17 protein-coding genes and 1 pseudogene are annotated in these 15,964 nt (G+C 69.1%); 11 read left to right on the top strand and 7 right to left on the bottom strand.

Features of this window, described 5'->3' with window-relative positions; translation table 11 throughout:
• Positions 1-2: 2 nt before the first annotated feature.
• The 4 genes from Ahu01nite_RS00540 to Ahu01nite_RS00525 are packed head-to-tail and all read left to right on the top strand — an operon-like array spanning position 3 to position 3,743.
• The gene (locus Ahu01nite_RS00540; protein WP_203834322.1) at positions 3-1,265 is read left to right on the top strand and encodes a glycosyltransferase family 2 protein; all 1,263 of its coding nucleotides are present in this window, start codon (positions 3-5) and stop codon (positions 1,263-1,265) included.
• Between the two features lie 48 nt (positions 1,266-1,313).
• Positions 1,314-3,173 (top strand): hypothetical protein, encoded by a 1,860-nt coding sequence (locus tag Ahu01nite_RS00535; protein ID WP_203834321.1) that lies wholly within the window; start codon positions 1,314-1,316, stop codon positions 3,171-3,173.
• Entirely contained in the window at positions 3,170-3,556 is a 387-nt protein-coding gene (locus tag Ahu01nite_RS00530) for a hypothetical protein (RefSeq protein WP_203834320.1), read from the top strand. Before Ahu01nite_RS00535 ends, Ahu01nite_RS00530 begins: the two co-directional genes overlap by 4 nt.
• Complete coding sequence (locus Ahu01nite_RS00525) at positions 3,546-3,743, top strand: hypothetical protein (protein ID WP_203834319.1); 198 nt, start codon at positions 3,546-3,548, stop codon at positions 3,741-3,743. Before Ahu01nite_RS00530 ends, Ahu01nite_RS00525 begins: the two co-directional genes overlap by 11 nt.
• Positions 3,744-3,765: 22 nt before the next feature.
• On the opposite strand, the gene Ahu01nite_RS00520 is transcribed toward Ahu01nite_RS00525, so the two are convergent.
• A complete protein-coding gene (locus Ahu01nite_RS00520; protein ID WP_203834318.1) occupies positions 3,766-4,524 on the bottom strand; it encodes a glycoside hydrolase family 16 protein in 759 nt (252 codons plus the stop codon).
• A gap of 508 nt (positions 4,525-5,032) precedes the next feature.
• Between Ahu01nite_RS00520 and Ahu01nite_RS00515 the strand changes: the two genes are divergently transcribed.
• Together Ahu01nite_RS00515 and Ahu01nite_RS00510 are read left to right on the top strand one after the other, a co-directional pair.
• Entirely contained in the window at positions 5,033-6,352 is a 1,320-nt protein-coding gene (locus Ahu01nite_RS00515) for a glycosyltransferase family 2 protein (RefSeq protein WP_239158521.1), read from the top strand.
• Positions 6,349-7,065: a methyltransferase domain-containing protein gene (locus Ahu01nite_RS00510; protein ID WP_203834316.1), complete on the top strand. Its 717-nt coding sequence runs from the start codon at positions 6,349-6,351 to the stop codon at positions 7,063-7,065. Before Ahu01nite_RS00515 ends, Ahu01nite_RS00510 begins: the two co-directional genes overlap by 4 nt.
• 61 nt (positions 7,066-7,126) lie before the next feature.
• Here Ahu01nite_RS00510 and Ahu01nite_RS00505 read toward each other — a convergent pair whose 3' ends face one another.
• The 3 genes from Ahu01nite_RS00505 to Ahu01nite_RS00495 all read right to left on the bottom strand — a co-directional run bounded on the left by Ahu01nite_RS00505 (position 7,127) and on the right by Ahu01nite_RS00495 (position 9,239).
• A complete protein-coding gene (locus Ahu01nite_RS00505; protein ID WP_203834315.1) occupies positions 7,127-8,029 on the bottom strand; it encodes a glycoside hydrolase family 16 protein in 903 nt (300 codons plus the stop codon).
• A gap of 191 nt (positions 8,030-8,220) precedes the next feature.
• Complete coding sequence (locus Ahu01nite_RS00500) at positions 8,221-8,910, bottom strand: cation efflux transmembrane domain-containing protein (RefSeq protein ID WP_203834314.1); 690 nt, start codon at positions 8,908-8,910, stop codon at positions 8,221-8,223.
• Positions 8,910-9,239, bottom strand: coding sequence for an ArsR/SmtB family transcription factor (locus Ahu01nite_RS00495; RefSeq protein ID WP_203834313.1), 330 nt, complete (start codon positions 9,237-9,239; stop codon positions 8,910-8,912). Before Ahu01nite_RS00495 ends, Ahu01nite_RS00500 begins: the two co-directional genes overlap by 1 nt.
• Before the next feature lie 30 nt (positions 9,240-9,269).
• Between Ahu01nite_RS00495 and Ahu01nite_RS00490 the strand changes: the two genes are divergently transcribed.
• A complete protein-coding gene (locus tag Ahu01nite_RS00490; protein ID WP_203834312.1) occupies positions 9,270-9,695 on the top strand; it encodes a hypothetical protein in 426 nt (141 codons plus the stop codon).
• Complete coding sequence (locus Ahu01nite_RS00485) at positions 9,692-10,018, top strand: hypothetical protein (protein WP_203834311.1); 327 nt, start codon at positions 9,692-9,694, stop codon at positions 10,016-10,018. Before Ahu01nite_RS00490 ends, Ahu01nite_RS00485 begins: the two co-directional genes overlap by 4 nt.
• Here Ahu01nite_RS00485 and Ahu01nite_RS00480 read toward each other — a convergent pair.
• From Ahu01nite_RS00480 to Ahu01nite_RS00470, 3 genes and pseudogenes are all read right to left on the bottom strand, one after another.
• Positions 9,986-10,345 (bottom strand): hypothetical protein, encoded by a 360-nt coding sequence (locus tag Ahu01nite_RS00480; RefSeq protein ID WP_203834310.1) that lies wholly within the window; start codon positions 10,343-10,345, stop codon positions 9,986-9,988. The two genes, Ahu01nite_RS00485 and Ahu01nite_RS00480, sit on opposite strands and share 33 nt — an antisense overlap.
• A 31-nt stretch (positions 10,346-10,376) precedes the next feature.
• Complete coding sequence (locus Ahu01nite_RS00475; protein ID WP_203834309.1) at positions 10,377-11,414, bottom strand: tetratricopeptide repeat protein; 1,038 nt, start codon at positions 11,412-11,414, stop codon at positions 10,377-10,379.
• Positions 11,415-11,430: 16 nt separating this feature from the next.
• Positions 11,431-12,288, bottom strand: a pseudogene (locus tag Ahu01nite_RS00470) (LysR family transcriptional regulator); the annotation flags it as partial.
• A 111-nt stretch (positions 12,289-12,399) separates the two neighbouring features.
• Here Ahu01nite_RS00470 and Ahu01nite_RS00465 point away from each other — a divergent pair.
• The 3 genes from Ahu01nite_RS00465 (at position 12,400) to Ahu01nite_RS00455 (ending at position 15,958) form a co-directional block, all read left to right on the top strand.
• Positions 12,400-13,620 carry an MFS transporter gene (locus Ahu01nite_RS00465; protein WP_307794505.1) on the top strand — a complete coding sequence of 407 codons (1,221 nt, stop codon included), beginning with the start codon at positions 12,400-12,402 and terminating at the stop codon, positions 13,618-13,620.
• Positions 13,621-13,826: 206 nt separating this feature from the next.
• Positions 13,827-14,510, top strand: coding sequence for a response regulator transcription factor (locus Ahu01nite_RS00460; RefSeq protein WP_275411682.1), 684 nt, complete (start codon positions 13,827-13,829; stop codon positions 14,508-14,510).
• Complete coding sequence (locus Ahu01nite_RS00455) at positions 14,507-15,958, top strand: HAMP domain-containing sensor histidine kinase (protein ID WP_203834307.1); 1,452 nt, start codon at positions 14,507-14,509, stop codon at positions 15,956-15,958. Before Ahu01nite_RS00460 ends, Ahu01nite_RS00455 begins: the two co-directional genes overlap by 4 nt.
• Positions 15,959-15,964: the final 6 nt, after the last annotated feature.

Here is a 15,964-nt window from a genome sequence, read left to right as displayed (position 1 = left end):
TTGTGAAGAGGATTGACGGGGCATCGCCCGAGGCGTTCGCATCGGATTTCGTTCCGGTGCCCATCCTGGATGTGGAGCTCGACGACCGCATCGAGCCACCGGCGTTGTGCGGCCCGGTACGGCTGCTGGTCCGGAGCGGCGGCGCGCCTGTCGGGTTCCTGCCTTTCTCCGTGACGGAACGCCATCGGCAGCTGGACGACCTGCGACCGGAGATCAGAGCTGCTCTGCCGGCCCTGGCTGACGTGCTGACCCCGGCCACCGCCGGCGTGGGCCGGGCGCCGGGCAGTGCCGGCCGGTCGCCGCTGACGGTGACCGTGGTGGTGACCGCCTGCGAGGCCAGCCCGGGGCTTCTCGGCACACTGCGCAGCCTGCTGCGGCAGAGCCAGCCCGCTGACGAGATCATCCTGGTCGACAACCGCCCGGAGACCTCGGGCCTCGCCGGGTTCCTCGCGGGAAGCGACCTGCCGGGTGTCCGGCTGCTCCTCTCGCCGCGACCGGGGGTTTCGCACGCCCGCAACGACGGCCTCGCCCACGCCCGCGGAGACATCGTGGCGTACACCGACGACGACGTCATGATCGACGCGAACTGGCTCAGGAACATCGCCGCCGCTTTCACCGACGATTCCGTGGGATGCGTCACGGGCCTGGTGCTTCCCTGGGAGCTCGAGACCCCGGCCCAGGCCCTTTTCGAGCAGTTCGGTGGCTTCTCCAAGGGCTTTCGCAGGAAGGTCTTCGAAATCGGGTCGACCGGCGAGGGTGCGTTGTATCCGTACTGCGCCGGCATTTTCGGCACGGGTGCGAACTGTGCGTTCCGAGCGGAATCCTTGCGTGCGGTCGGCGGATTCGATGCGCACCTGGGGACCGGGACACCGGCCCTGGGCGGCGAAGACCTCGACATTCATCTGACCATGGTCCGCTCCGGCTACCGCCTCGTGTACGAGCCCGGTGCCCTCATCCGGCATCGCCACCACCGCGACTATCCCGACCTGCGCAGACAGGTGTTCACCTATGGGGCCGGGCTGTCCGCGATGCTCACCAAGAGATGGATGAGCGCCGGTGCCGAGCGGCGCGAGATCGCCGCCCGTATCCTGCCCGGAATGCGTCATCTGCTTTCTCCGGAGAGTGAAAAGAATGCCGCGAAGACTGACTCGTATCCGCTGGTATTGACTTTCGCCGAGCTTCTGGGGATCTGTATCGGGCCATTTGCCTACTGCTACAGTCGGCTCTCGGCCAGATTCGGCGGCCGTTATTCGAGCCGGCGATGATCATTTCTCCCGGGGTGCGACGAGCAGCTTTACGGATGGTGTCGATCAGTGATCAGTAACAGCGTGACCCGGTACCTACCCCCGCCGGGCCCGCCGGACGCTGCGCATGACGATGAGACCGCACGGGGCACGGGTGCGGGCCATCGGGACCCGCGCCCGGGCATCATCCGGGCCGGGGCGAAGCCCGCCGTTCTCGTCGCGGGCGTCGTCACCGGCTATGTCCTGATCAGGGGCAGAGCGGACGGCAACATCGGCCCCTGGGGCATCGTCGAGGCGCTGCCCTGGCCATACCTGTTCCTCCTGGTGCTTCCCGCGATCGTCTTCTTTCACGAGTTGCAGCGGGGCATGCGCCGGGTGGTCCTGTCGCTCGCCCTGGCCGCCCAGGTCATCACGATCTATGGATCGGTGGCGTTCTCGGAGTCGATGCCCCGGTTCGCGACCGCCTGGCTGCATGCCGGCTTCACGACGCAGATTCTGCAGACCGGGGAAACGGCTACCGGGATGGACGCCCGGTTCAGCTGGCCGGGGTTCTTCGCGGCCGCGGGCGTTTTCAGCGAGGCCGTCGGCCTGGAACCCCTCTCGCTGCTGCGATGGGCGCCGATGTGCTTCGCCCTGCTCTTCCTGGCGCCCCTGGCCCTGCTCTTCCGGGCGCTGCACGGTTCCGCCCGGGTGCGCTGGACCGGTCTGTGGGTCTTCACGGTGGCGAACTGGGTGGGCCAGGACTACTTCGCCCCCCAGGCGTTCGCCTTCTTCCTGCACCTGGCCGGCCTCTCCGTGGTCACCGCGGTGTTCCTGGGCGGCGCGAGGAGCGTGACACGATCGCGTCCGGTGGGGCGCATCCGGGCGATGCTGACGCTGCCCGCCGACGTGAACCCCGAGGGCGCCGCAGTCACCTATGGCCAGCGCTCCTTTCTGATCGTCCTGCTGGTGATCGTGTCAGCGGCCGTGGCGATGAGCCACCAGCTCACGCCGTTCATGCTCGCGATGACGCTGTGCCTGCTCGCATTGACCGGAGTGCTCCGGATCGCGCTGCTCCCGCTGGCCACGGTCATCATCACGGTCGGCTGGCTGTGCTACGGCGCGCAGGACTACTGGAACGGGCACATGAGCGCGATCTTCGGATCCGCCGGGCAGGTCAGCTCGGTGGTCAGTTCCGGGGTGGGGTCGCGGATCGTCGGCAGCACCGTGCATCAGGCGATCGTCAATCTGCGTATCGCCTTCGCGGGGGTCATGTGGCTGTTGGCGGCAGCCGGTCTGATCCATCTGCTCCGCAGCAGGAAGTACGGCCTGATCCTCGGGATCATCGCCGGCGCCCCGTTCCTCATGCTCGGATTGCAGGCCTACGGCGGCGAAGGGATGTTGCGCGTCTACCTGTTCTCCCTGCCGGCAACGGCGTTGCTCGCCGCGCACGCGTGTGCCTCGCTCGCCGCCAGAGCACGCCCGGTCGCCGCGGTCGTGGCCGTGGCAGGTCTGCTCGTGCTGCCCGTGAGCCTGGTCGCGCGGTACGGCAACGAGAGCTACGAGCACGTCTCGGCCCAGGAGGGCGCGGCGGTCGCGGCGCTCTACGACATCGCGCCGTACGGCAGCACCCTGGTCTGTCTCTCACCGAACCTGTCCTGGCGCAACATCGGACTCTCCCAGTATGACTACGCCCAGGCGGTCCTGGACCAGTTCGCGGTGCATCGCGTCGATCTCGCCATCGCCGCGATGGGCACGAATCCGAAGGGCGCCTATCTCATCGTGACCAGGGGACAGATCGCGTACGGCGAGGAGGTCTACGGACTTCCCGCGGACTGGGGACGCTCGGTCCAGCGGGACATCGTGGGGAGCCGGCGGTTCACGACGGTCTTCCACAACGACGATGCGACGGTCTACCGGCTCGAGCCGGTGAAGGAGGCGCGGCGATGAAGCCTGGTTGGACCGTCGGCACGGCTGCGGGCCTTGCCGTGTGGGCCGCGATCGCGCTGGTATGGGCGTCGCTGGCGGGGGCCGACCCCGGCGGGTCACCGGCCCGCGTCATCGGTGTCGGCATTCCGTTGCTGGCCGGGCCAGGCCTGGGTTTTGTGCTGCTGCTCAACATCGCGGACCCGCTGCTGGGCTTCGTGATCGCCGTCTCGCTCGGCTGCGCGACCCTGGTCGTCGGGGCGCAGATCTCGCTGTACTCGGGGCACTGGTCACCGCCGGCGGTCATCGCCTCCCAGTTGGTCTGCACCGTGCTGATCGCGGCGGCGGCGTCGGTCCGAGGGGCGATCATGAAGCGACGGCGGGAGGCTGGTTCCGTTGCTGGATGACCTGATCTCACCTGTTCTGGGCATCGTGGTCGCCGCCGTCGCCCTGGTGGGCTGCATGGCGGCGATGTTCGTGTCGGAGCGGCGGGGCGATGCCAGGTGGTCACGGGCGACCACGCTGGGCGCGTACGTTCTCGTGTCGGTGTCGATCGCCCTCATGGTGATGCGGTTCGCCGTGGTGGCCGCATAGCCCCCGGCCCGGCGGGGCGGCCCTAGAAATTCGACGGAATCTCGAGGCTGTACGCGGTTATCCAGTCGATCTGGATGTGTCCCTTCGCCTGCGATGCCGGCCGGCGCCCGTCCAGAGCCGTCTCCGTCTGCAGCACCCAATGCATGGGATGGTCCGGAATAATATTGCGATCGGTTACGACTCCCAGCAATTTTCCGTCGAGCAGGAAACGTACCTCGGTGGGGGTCCATTCGATGACCGCGGTGTGCCACTCGTTGAAACCGGATCCGCTTTTGAAGGCCTCCTGCGTTGTCGGGGCGCCTTTGTGGTGCAGAAAGGCCTCGATCTCGCCGGTCAGTTCGCCCTCCGGGAAATCGATCTCGCCGTCGGTCCATTTCTCGCTGTCCGGCCAGAGCAGCCAGGCCATCTTGAAGCCCGGAGTGGGGTCGGCACGGAATCGTACGGCGTACCGTCCGTAAATGAGGCCCCCCTGTGTTCCGGGGCCATAGATCCGGGGCAGCGGGGCGGCGACGAGGTGCACGTTCTGCTCGGTTCTCACATAGAGGTCCATGATGCTGTTTTTGACGCTGACGACGCGGGCGGGGGAGTAGGTGCCGTTGCGGCTGGTGTCGCGCCAGCCCTCGTCGTATGCCGACCATTTCCACGGCTGCGCCGCGGGAAACTGGCCCAGGGGCACGTCGGAGGTGAAGTCATCCTTGAAGATCTGCCGCCAGCCCGGCACGTCACCCACCGGCATCGGCTGCCCCGACGGCGAGTGCGTGGCCGTCGCGGACGGTGTCACGGGCGGTTCCCTCAGCATGGACGAATATGTCGCGGGGGAGCCGGGAAACAGCAACAGGAGCGTGGCGGCGGCCAGTCGGCGGGCCCGGTTCCAGTGAGCGTTCCTCTTATTCGGCGCGTGGTGCGTCCGGTGCTGTATCACAGGGTTTCCTTGCGTTTGGAATGCCGGGCCGGACTTCACCATAAACGTAGATACCGGAGTCATGAAAATGCCCACCGAAGGGGTAGTCCCCCCGGGTGGTTCATTGCGCCGTAAGGGCAGAAAGGTCGGCGGCCGTCGTTGTATCAACCAGCTATCGCTTGACCCTGCCTCGTCGCACCGTAATGTCGAAGGAGGGAAGAATCGTGGCGGCCCTGTTGTGCGGGCCGCGACGCTGCGCACATTGCGGCCGCAGGCCGCAGACCTTGAGTCCGTCCGGGGCTGGTGGCGACATCGCCGAGCCGCGCGGATAACTCGTCTGAACGCTGTTGGGGAATCTTATATGAATGCAGAAACAGTGTCGGATCCCGTGTCCATCGATGGTGCCACCTGGTGCTGCGAGTTCGAGGTATCCGGGTCACGGGATCTGCGGGCTGTCGTCGCGCAGGCGGGTGAGCCGCTGGTGCGTGTTCTGATCCGCATCCATGACGAGCCCGTCGGATACCTGACCCTGACCCGGGAGGAGGCCACCACTCCGGCGATTCTCGCCGAGGCGTGGCGGCGATTCGGGGATCGGATCGGAGCGCATCTGGCTGCCGAGGGCGTCCCGGCCCCCGGCGCCGGCCCCGGGTACCGTCCGGGCGCCGCAGCGCGGGGTTGCCCGAGCGAAGTGGACACGTCCGAGCACGTTTCGGTGATTGTCTGCACGCGTGACCGCGGCGAGATGCTCCAGGACTGTGTCGGACGGCTCGCTGAGATCTCGTATCCCCGCGTCGAGTTCATCATCGTCGACAACGCGCCGAGCGATGAGTCGACCGAGCGGCTGGTCAGCCGGCTGGCCCTGACCGACCCGCGGTTCCGCTATGTCCTCGAACCCCGCCCCGGCCTGTCGAGAGCGAGGAACGCGGGACTCGCCGCAGCCCGCGGACGGTATGTCGCCTACACGGACGACGACGTCTCGGTTGATCCCCGCTGGGTCCACGGGGTCCTGCGCGGTTTCAGCCGGCGACCCGACGTCGTCTGTGTCACCGGCCTGGTCTGCACGGCGTCCATCTCCAACGACTCCGAGGCGTACTTCGACGCGCGGACCTCGTCCTGGTCCAGCCGGTGCGCGCCGGCCCTGTTCGACCTTCGCGACCGATCCGGTCACGGTGCGCTGTACCCCTACTCGGCCGGCATCTTCGGGACGGGTGCCAGCTTCGCGTTCGACCGCGACAGCCTTCGGGCGCTCGGTGGTTTCGACGAGGCCCTGGGCGCGGGCACGGACACCAAGGGCGGTGAGGACCTCGACGTTTTCGTCCGGGTTCTCACCGGCGGCGGTGCCATCGCCTATGAACCGGCTGCGCTGGTCTGGCATCACCACCGGGCAGACCAGGACTCACTTCGCAAACAGATGTTCGGGTACGGAGCGGGGCTCGCAGCCTTCCTCACGAAACTTCTCGCACAACGCTCCACCCGTTCGCAGATCCTGCTCAGGCTCCCGTACGGCGTGATCAAAATGGCGAAGATCCCGTTCGCCACGAACCAGCGTCTGCAGGCGGAGCACTCGGCGCCGCCCGGGGCACTACGCCGCGAGATCGCCGGTCTGGCAGCGGGACCCTTTCTGTACGCACGTTCCCGCCGGAACGTGCACGCCGCCGCGCCCCCGCGACCACGGGCCGGGGCGAGCGTCGTGGAGGAGCGGCGATGAGCGCGGTGCGGCGGCTTGCGAGGTTGTTACCGGAGCCCATACGCAAGGTCGCGGTGCTGAACGTGGGCCGGGTCAACAGAAGCCTGCCGGGACTGCGGGTGGACTGGGGTGACATCGCCCGGCGGGCCCCGTTCAGCCAGGTGTACGGCTGGGACCGGGGACTGCCCGTCGACAGGCACTACATCGAGCAGTTCATGAAGGCGAACGAGGGACTGATCGCGGGTGACGTCCTCGAGGTCCGGTCCGCGCTCTACTCGGAGAAATACGGTTCGGCGGCGACCCGGACGATCGTGGACGTCGACGAGGGCAACAAGGCGGCCGATCTGCACGCCGATCTGAACGTCGCCGGCTCCATCGGCAAGAACAGGTTCGACTGCGTGATCCTGACCCAGGTGCTGCAGTACACGGATCCGCAGGCGGCGCTGCGTACGGTGAAACTCGCTCTGAGGCCGGGAGGAACGGCCCTGATCACGGTGCCGTGTGTCGGCCGGATCGATCCGGAGGCCCCGGACATGGACCAGTGGCGGTGGACACCGCGGGGCTTCGCGGTGACCCTCGAACGGGCGGGTCTCACCGGTGAGGTGCAAGGGTTCGGGAATTCCCTCGCGGCGGCCGCGTTGCTGCTCGGTCTCGCGGCCGAGGAGGTGCCGGTGCCGCGGCTGACCGGCCAGGATGCTTCCTTCCCGGTCGTCGCGTGCGTCGCGGCGAGATGACAGCGGGGCCGGAACCACGCGCTCGGCATGGTTCCGGCCCCCGGCCGTCATCGTGGTGCTGTTACCGCTGCAGCTTGTAGACGGCGACCCAGTCGATCTGCAGGTGACCGGCCACCGCGGCGGCGGGCTTCACGCCGTCCAGGTTGGTCTCGGTCTGCAGGACCCAGTGCATGGGCGTCGAGGGGATCTTCGAGACATCGGTCGACTTGCCGATCTGCACACCGTCGAGCAGGTAGCGGACGTAGTTCGGGTGCCACTCGAGGACGGCGGTGTGCCAGGCGTTCGTGGCCGACTTGGTCTCGTACCAGTCCTGGTCCATCGGCTTGTTCTTGTGGTGCATGAAGCCCCAGATCTTGCCGTCCAGGTCGGCCTCCGGGAAGTCGATCTCGCCCTCGCCCCACTGGTCGCTGTCCGGCCACAGCAGCCAGGCGATCTTGTAACCGGCGAGCTTGTCCGACCGGAAACGGACCGCGTAACGCCCGTAGAGCTGCCCCTCGCCGGCGTTCGCACCGTTGATCTTCGGGACGGGAGCCGACACGAGCGACTTGCCGTCCTCGGTCCGGATGTTCATGTCCATCACGCCGTTCTTGACGCTGATGACCTTCGAGGGAGCGTAGGTGCCGTTCTTGCTCGTGTCCGTCCAGCCGTCGGCGTAAGCGCCCCACTTGTTGGAGACGGCCGCGGGGAAGCTGCCGAGCGGAACGTTCTGGTTGAAGTCGTCGCTGAAGATCTGCTTCCACGCGTTGATGTTGCCCACCGGCATCGCCTGCCCGGACGGCAGGACGGCCGCTGCGGCGGCCCCGGTGCTCGTCGCGGCGTCGGTGCTCTTCGCGGCTTCGGCGGCGGAGACATTCACCATGGAGGTCAGCGCCAGAGCGGTGGCCGTTACCGCGGAAGCCAGCTTCCAGCGCGAGGGACGAAGAACGGAATTCATCGATCGGGCCAGCGTTGACTTCTGCTCCATGTGTGTTCCCCCGTCTATGCCCGCCCTCGTTGTGAAGGCGCCGTTACGGGCAAAGTCGGTGTGGTTCCGAGACGAATGAGCGGTGATCCAAGCGATGACGAAGCTGAACCCCTGCTGCAACCCCGTTTGCTCAGGGGTCTTCCGCAGCCACTCCCGTCACAGGCCCAGGCAGGGGTCTTGTAGTGCGGGGGCTACTTCGTGCAGCAGCCGTCGGCGCAGCCGCCTGAGGCCGCGGGCAGGGGTGTGCAGCAGGCGTCGCCGCGCCAGGCCTCGCGGCCTTCCTTGATCGCGACGGCGGCGATCACCAGCGCGGCGACCGGGTCAGCCCAGCTCCAGCCGAACATGCTGTTGACGACGAGGCCGACGAGAAGGACCGCGGACAGGTACGTGCAGAGCAGGGTCTGCTTCGAGTCGGCGACGGCGGTGCGGGAGCCGAGCTCGCGCCCGGCGCGACGCTGGGCGTAGGAGAGCCCCGGCATCACGGCCAGGGACACGGCGGCCAGGATGATGCCGATCGTGGAGTGCGCAACCTCAGCGCCGCCGCCGACCAGAACACGCACGGCTTCAACGCTGACGTAGGCGGCGAGGGCGAAGAACGAGACCGCGATGATCCGCAGCGCGGTCTTCTCCCGTTTCCCAGGGTCTGATCCGGCGAACTGCCAGGCGACCGCCGCAGCCGACGACACCTCGATGACCGAGTCGAGACCGAATCCGATCAGCGCGGTCGACGAAGCGGCAGTGCCGGCCCCGATCGCCACGACGGCCTCGACGACGTTGTAGACAATGGTGGTGGCGACCAGCCACCGGATCCGCCGAGCCAGCCTCGCACGCCGTCCGGGCGCGGGCCCGGCCGTGGCGAGTGGGACCAGCGGCAGACCCATCAGCAGCAATCCTTGTCCGCGGCCTCCGGGCAGGCGGCCGGATCGACAGCCAGGACAAGACCGAGCAGATCATCGAGGGCATGCCGGATACGGACGTCGGTGAGCTCGTAACGCGTCCGCCGGCCCTCGGGAACAGCGACGACCAGACCACAGCCGCGCAGACAGGCCAGATGGTTCGACAGGTTCTGCCGGGTAACGCCGATCAGCTCGGCCAGCTCAGCCGGATAGCCGGGTGCCTCCCGAAGCGCGAGCAGCAGCCGCGCCCGGGTGGGATCGGACAGCGCGTGCCCGAACCGAGCCAGCACCTGGCCGTGCGTCACCGTCTCCATCCCAGAACAGTACATCCAACGCTGTATTCAGTGGAAGATGTATCGAGCGGCATCCTGGCCACGTGCGCCACGAGCCGTAATGCGTTCGCGCGGGCAGTCGGCACGCCGCAGAATGACGGCGACGCGATCATTGAGGTAAGGCACGGGGTGGAGATGGCCGCGATGGTGTTTATCGAGCGGCTGCGGAGCTGGTTGCGGCCCATGGCTGGAGCGCCCGGTGAGCGGGACCACCTGCCCGAGGTCGCGGCGTTGGACGAATTTCGGGCGGCGATCGATGGCGGCCGCCCTGCAGAATTCGCGACCGCGCTGTTGGCCTTGGCGCGTGACGGCGGTGTGGACGCGCGGCGTGCAGCCCTGGACGCTCTCGGTGGGGCTTCGGCGCGGTGGTCAGGCTCGCCGGTCGGCGGCATCCGGCCGCGGTCGCAGTGCTCGCGCTTCGCGCCTCCGATCGGGTGACCGAGGTACGGCACGCGGCGCGCACGGCGCTGACAGGGTGGTCGTCACCGGGCGGTCCTGCATTCACGTTGCTTGCTGATCGCCGGCGGCGTCTGGCAGCGGCTGTCCACGGACCTGCGGCTGGTTGCCACCCGGATCTACGGCTGCGTGCCCACGCGCGGGCCGACCTCGCGGCCTGGCTCGACCACGAGGCCGCCACCGCCTATCTCGCCCCGGGCCACGACCGCGCCGCCGCCTTCGATCACCTGGTGGAAGACGCCCGCCCGGTCCTCGGCGAGGGCAGGACGCGGTTACTGCGGTTCCACACCGGCCTCAGCGCCTGACCTGGCCGCTGCGCGGTCGGCGAGGGCGTCGAGGACCGCGACATGTGCGGCCGGCACCTCCACTACGAGCTGCAGCACCCCGTTCCTGGGGCCGCCGAACGTGAAGGAGAAGAACGAACAGCAGCTGCTCTCCCGTACGGTCAGATCGCGGGCCGTGGCCTCGGCCGCTGGATCGAGTTCCCAGCGCAGCACCGTGGCCGACAGTCGTTGCTGGCCGCGCAGTGCGTCGGCGAACAGGTCATCGAACTCGGCCAGGCGCAGCGGTTGGTCAAGGGTCGGCAAGGTACATGCCGCCGGCACCCAGGCTTGCTCTCCGGTCGCGGTCATGCCTCGACGATAGGCCTGTAGCCGGACGGTTTCAGTGCTGGGTGAGGGACGCGAGGTGGCGTTCGGTGAGTTGGGTGGCGGGGTGGTGGTCGCCGAGGACGCGGCGGCGGCCGGCGAGGGTCCAGGCGTAGAGGTCGGCGGCGGGTTCGCCGAGGTGGTGGAGCATGACGGCGAGGTTGAAGGCCGAGGAGAGGGTTTGCGGGTCGTCGTCGCCCAGGACCCGGCGGTGGCCCGCGAGGGATTCCTCCAGGAGTTTGCGGGCTGCGGGGCGGTCGCCGGCGCCGTAGAGGGCGGCGGCGAGGTTTGTCATCGCGCTCAGGGTTCCTGGATTGTCGGGGCCGAGGGCGCGGCGGAATCTTTCCACGGTGAAGGTGAGCAGTTGTCGCGCTGCGGGGAAATCGCCGAGCTCGTTCAGGACGGCGGCGAGATTGTTCATCACCGACAGGGTGGCCGGGTCGAGTTCCCCGCGGACTTTGCGCGTTGTCGCCAGGGACCGTTCGTAGAGGGTCCGTGCTTCCTGTAACTCACCCAGTTCCTGCAGCACGATGGCGTAGGCGCTCATGGCGTTGGCGGCGTCGATGTCGCGGGTGGCTTCTCCGGATGCTTGCGACAGGTGCCGGGCTGCGTCCAGCAATTGACCACGTTCGCGGAGATACGTCCCGCAGCGGTATCGCAGGGCTCCGGTCGTACGCGACGCCTGATTGGTTTTCTGCAGAACGGCCTCGGCATGCGGCAGTAGCAATTCCCAGAGATCCCAGGTCGCGGGGTCCTGCACCGCGGACGGCAGCACCGACGTCAGAAACCCGGCGGCAGCCTCGGGCCAATTGTGCGGGCGGCGGGCGAAAATGCGGCGGCCCGGCTCCGCGACCGGATGGGCACGCAAAGATGCGGAAACCGATTCGGGTACGCGCACCAGTCCGCCGTCACCCACCGAGACCACCATTCCGGCCTCGGCGAGAACGGCCAACGGCGCCGGTTCCAGCAGGTCGGCGGGAATGGGGGCCGGGGCGAACTGGGACAGCAGCATCGCCAGGCTCGCCGCGGCCGGATCACGCAGTTGTGGCTGCACCGCTGCATCGTAGGGGCTATCCCTGGCGGGTGAGATCCGTGGTGGCGGCAAGCTCCGTCACGAGGGCGCGGAGGCGGTGGTGGAAGGGGTTGTCGCGGGCGGGGTTCCAGGCCATGACGGTGATGGCGTGGTCGCCCGCGAGGGGGACGAAGACGACGCCGGTGCGGCGGATGCTGCTGGCTGAGCGGGCCAGGCGGGTGACCCCGACGCCTGCGGCGACCAGACCGAGCAGGTTGGGTACGCCCGCAGCGCGCTGGGCGACACGCGGTTCGAACCCGGCCGTGGCGAAGTCGTCGTCGTACTTGTCGTGCCAGGGTGGCCAGGCGGCGCGGGGTGTGAGGACCCAGTCCTCGCCGGCGAGATCGGCGAGCTGGAGTTCCGGGCGGGTGGCGAGGCGGTGGCCCTGGGGGAGGACCGCGCAGACCGGCTCGGTGGTGATCGTCTGGGTGGCCAGGTCCGGGACCAGTGGGGGCCGGGTGAAGGCGGCGGTGAAACGGCCGTCGCGCAGGCCGGCGACGAGTTCGTCGATGGGGAGGTCGTGGGTGGTCAGGGCCGGGGCGGGGAGGTGTTCGCGGACGGCCCGCACGATCGGCGGCAGCATGTAGTTGGCGGTGGACGAGAGAAAGGCCAGGTCGAGGCGGCCGGGGGCGGCCTGGCGGGCGACGGCGAACGCGGATTCGGCGTGGGCGAGGACGCTGCGGGCCTCGGGGAGGAAGGCTTCACCCGCGGGGGTGAGGCGGGTGCCGCGGGTGTCGCGATCCAACAGGCGTACGCCCAGATGGCGTTCCATGACGCTGATCTGTTGCGACAGGGATTGCTGGCTGATGTGCAGCTGCATCGCGGCGCGGGTGAAACTCAGCTGCTCGGCGACGGCGACGAAATAGGGTAATGGCCACCGCGCGGCAGCCTTCGCGCCTTGCCGAGTTGGTGGTCCGTGCCGACCTGACGACCTGGGAGCGACTCAGCCGGTCCACGGATTTGTAAACTGGCCCGCGTGACGACCTACCGTGAGGTGTTCGCGGTACGTCAGTTCCGCGTGCTGTTCGCCGGCTACACGCTTTTTCTCGGCGGCGAGACCGTGAAGATGCTCGCGCTTTCGGTGACCGTTTATGCCGGGACCGGATCGTCACTGCTGGCGGCGTTGGCTTATGTTGCGGGCTTTCTGCCGTACGCCCTCGGTGGCACCTTCCTGCTCGCGTACGCCGACCGGTGGCCGCCGCGGGCCGTGATGATCGGCTACGACCTGCTCCGCGCCGCGGTCGCCGCCGTGCTCGCGGCCGGGCTGCTTTCGCCGGTCGCGATGCTGGTGCTGGTGTTCGTCGCCGGCGTTCCGAGCGCGGTCGCCTCCGCGGCGCGCAGTGCGATGCTGCCGGACCTGCTCGACGGCGACCGGTACGTGCTCGGGCGGGCCGTGTTCTCCATGGCGGCCGGGGGCACGCAGGTGGTCGGGTTCGCCGTGGGCGGGGTGCTGATCGCGGCGGTCGGCCCGTACGGTGCACTGTGGATCACGGTGGCGAGCTGCCTGCTGTCCGCCGCGTTGCTGCGCTTGCGGCTTGCCGGGCGTCCAGGTCGCGGCACGGCCGGAGGGTACGCCGTCCGCGAGACCTGGCGTGTCAATCGCGAACTGCTACGCGTGCCGGCGATCCGTGCGCTCCTGCTGGTCCAGTGGCTGCCGCCCGCGATCGTGGTCGGCGCTGAGGGGGTGCTCGTTCCGTACGCCGCCCAGATCGGCATGCCGGGATCGGCCGGGTTGCTGTTCACCGCCGTGGCGCTGGGGATGCTGGCCGGCGACCTCGCGATCGGGCGGCTGGTCACGCCGGAGCGCCGGGAGCGACTGTCCGGACCGCTGGCCGTGTTGCTCGGCGCGCCGCTGCTCGGGTTTGTGGTCGCGCCGGGGCCGGTCATCGCGGGGCTGTTGCTCGCCGTGTCCGGGTTCGGGGTCTCGTACCAGTTGGGGCTGGCCCGGCGTTTTCTCGCGGCTGTGCCGGAGGCGAATCGGGGCCAGGCTTTCGGGTTGGCGCTGACCGGGACGATGGCGTTGCAGGGGTTGTTCGCGGCGAGCGGTGGGGCGCTGGGCGAGGTGGCAGCGCCCGGTCTGGTTGTCGTCGCGGCGGGTGCGGCGTCTCTGCTTGCCGTGTCGGGACTCTGGCGCGTGCTTGCCCCTGGCCGTTGCCTACGCTCGTGGCTCTTCCGACGTGGCGTATGAAACTGGATCCCTGGTCGTCGAGGAAGGCGAACGATAGCCCGCCTCCGGTCGTGCGTTTCGGTCCCACGGCTCGTTGCCGTCCACTTAGTGGTCAAGTCTGAGCTCAGGCATCCGTACAGGCGACGGTTCTAATCCTGGCTTCAGGTTGGCCGGGGAGAATGGGCGGCAAAGCATCGAGTGAAAGGGGGCGGGCCGGCGTGCGGATCATGATCGCGGATGATGACGGGGCCATCCGTGATTCGCTGGAGCGGGTGCTCCAGGTCGAGGGTTACGACATCAGCACCGTCGCCAACGGTCTCGCCGTGCTCGACGGGGTCGGTGGGGCGGGCGGTGACGCGCTGGATCTGCTGATCCTCGACGTGATGATGCCTCGCCTCGGCGGGTTGGAGACCTGCCGGCGGTTGCGGGCCGCGGGCCGGGATCTGCCGGTGCTGATGCTGACCGCCCGTGACCAGGTCTCCGACCGGGTCGCGGGGCTGGACGCGGGCGCTGACGACTACCTGCCCAAGCCGTTCGCCACCGAGGAGTTGCTGGCCCGGGTGCGGGCCCTGCTGCGCCGGCGCACGCCGGCCGACGAGGAGTCGCCGTTGCTGTCGTTCGCCGACGTCCGGGTCGATCCCGACAGGTTCGAGGCGTGGCGTGGCGGGCGGCCGCTGCGCTTGACCCGCACCGAGTTCTCCCTGCTGGAGGTTCTGGTGCGTAACGCGACCCGGGTCTTGACCCGCGACGCGCTGTTCGAGGCGATCTGGGGCTTCGACATGAGCGCCACCGCCAACAACCTCCAGGTGTACGTGAGCTACCTGCGCCGCAAGATGGAGGCCGAGGGTGAGCCACGATTGATCTATACGCTGCGCGGCCTCGGATATACGTTGCGGGAGACTCCTCCGTGAGCGGGCCCACCGGCCGGGGACCGCGCCGGCTGACCCGATGGTGGCGCCGGCGGTCCCTGCGAACCAGGCTGACGGTGATCGCGGCGACGGCCATCGCGATCAGCGTGTTCGTGGCCTTCCAGGTGGCCAGCGAGCTGATGGACCGGGAGCTGCAGGTCACCGCCGAGGATCAGCTGCGCTCCGACTCCCGCGTCCTGGCGGCGGACGCGGAGCGCGCCGGTGTGGCGCAGGTCCAGCTACCGCCGTATCCCGGGTCCGGTCGGCTGGTGCGGGTCATCCTGCCCGACGGCTCGACCCGGACGCCGGTCGGCCAGCCCGCGCTTCCGCCGGTCAGCGGGCGGGCCGGGCGCGTGGCGCAGGGTGCGTCGGCCGATCTGATGGAGCCGAACGACAGCGACGAGGACGGCTACCGCATTTACACGCTGCGGGCGGGCGACGGCGCGGTCCAGGTGGCGCGCGTCGTCGACGACAGCCCGATCAACCGGTTCGGGTTCGGGATGCTGCTGATCGGGCTGCTCTGCGTGGTTGGCGGCGCCCTTGTCGGGCGGACCGTGGCGCGGACCGCGCTGGCACCGATAGACCGGCTGACCGCCGCCGCGGTGCGTGTCGCGCACACCCGGGATCTCGACGCCGGCATCCCGGATGAGGGTGGTGGGGAGATCCGGCGGCTGATCCAGTCGATCAACGAGATGCTCGCCGCGCTCCGGGACTCCCGGCGGGCCCAGCGGCTGCTCGCCGAGGACGCCGCCCACGAGCTCAAGACTCCGCTCACCAGCCTGCGCCTCAACGTCGAGCTTCTGGTCCGGCTCGATCGGCGCGGCACGTTGGACAGCGCACTGTCGGCGGGGAGCCGGACTAGGTTGCTCAACGATCTCGGCGCCCAGGTGGCCGAGTTGAGCACCCTTGCCGCCGAGCTGACCGAGGTGGCGCGCGGTGATGTCAGTGACGAGAACACCGAGCTGCTCGACCTCGCCGACGTGGTTCTGGCCGCTGTGACCCGGGCGCGTTCCCGCGTGCCTGACATCGAGGTCGCGCTCGACGTGACCTCCGTGTGGGTGAGCGGGCGTCCCGCCGCGCTCCAGCGGGCGGTGCTCAACCTCATCGACAACGCCGGCAAGTGGTCCCCCGCGGACCAGCCGGTCCAGGTCCGGCTGCGTGCCGAGGGCGCGTCGGCGGTGCTCGAGGTCGACGACGCCGGGCCGGGCATCGACGCAGTCGACGTAGCGCGGGTGTTCGACCGGTTCTACCGTGCCGACAGCGCCCGGGGGTTGCCGGGATCCGGTCTGGGGCTGTCGATCGTGCAGCGGGTCGTCGACGACCACGGCGGCCGGGCCACTGTCGCCCGTTCCACACGCGGTGGCGCGCTGCTTCGGGTGGACCTTCCGGCCGCGGCCCAGCCCGCCCCGCTCGCGCGCCGCGCCGCCGGGGAGGACACCGCGGCGCGCTGAGCGGGT

It is taken from the genome of Winogradskya humida (assembly GCF_016862215.1).
GTDB classification, from domain to species: domain Bacteria; phylum Actinomycetota; class Actinomycetes; order Mycobacteriales; family Micromonosporaceae; genus Actinoplanes; species Actinoplanes humidus.
This window is presented reverse-complemented; position numbering and strand designations above follow the sequence as displayed.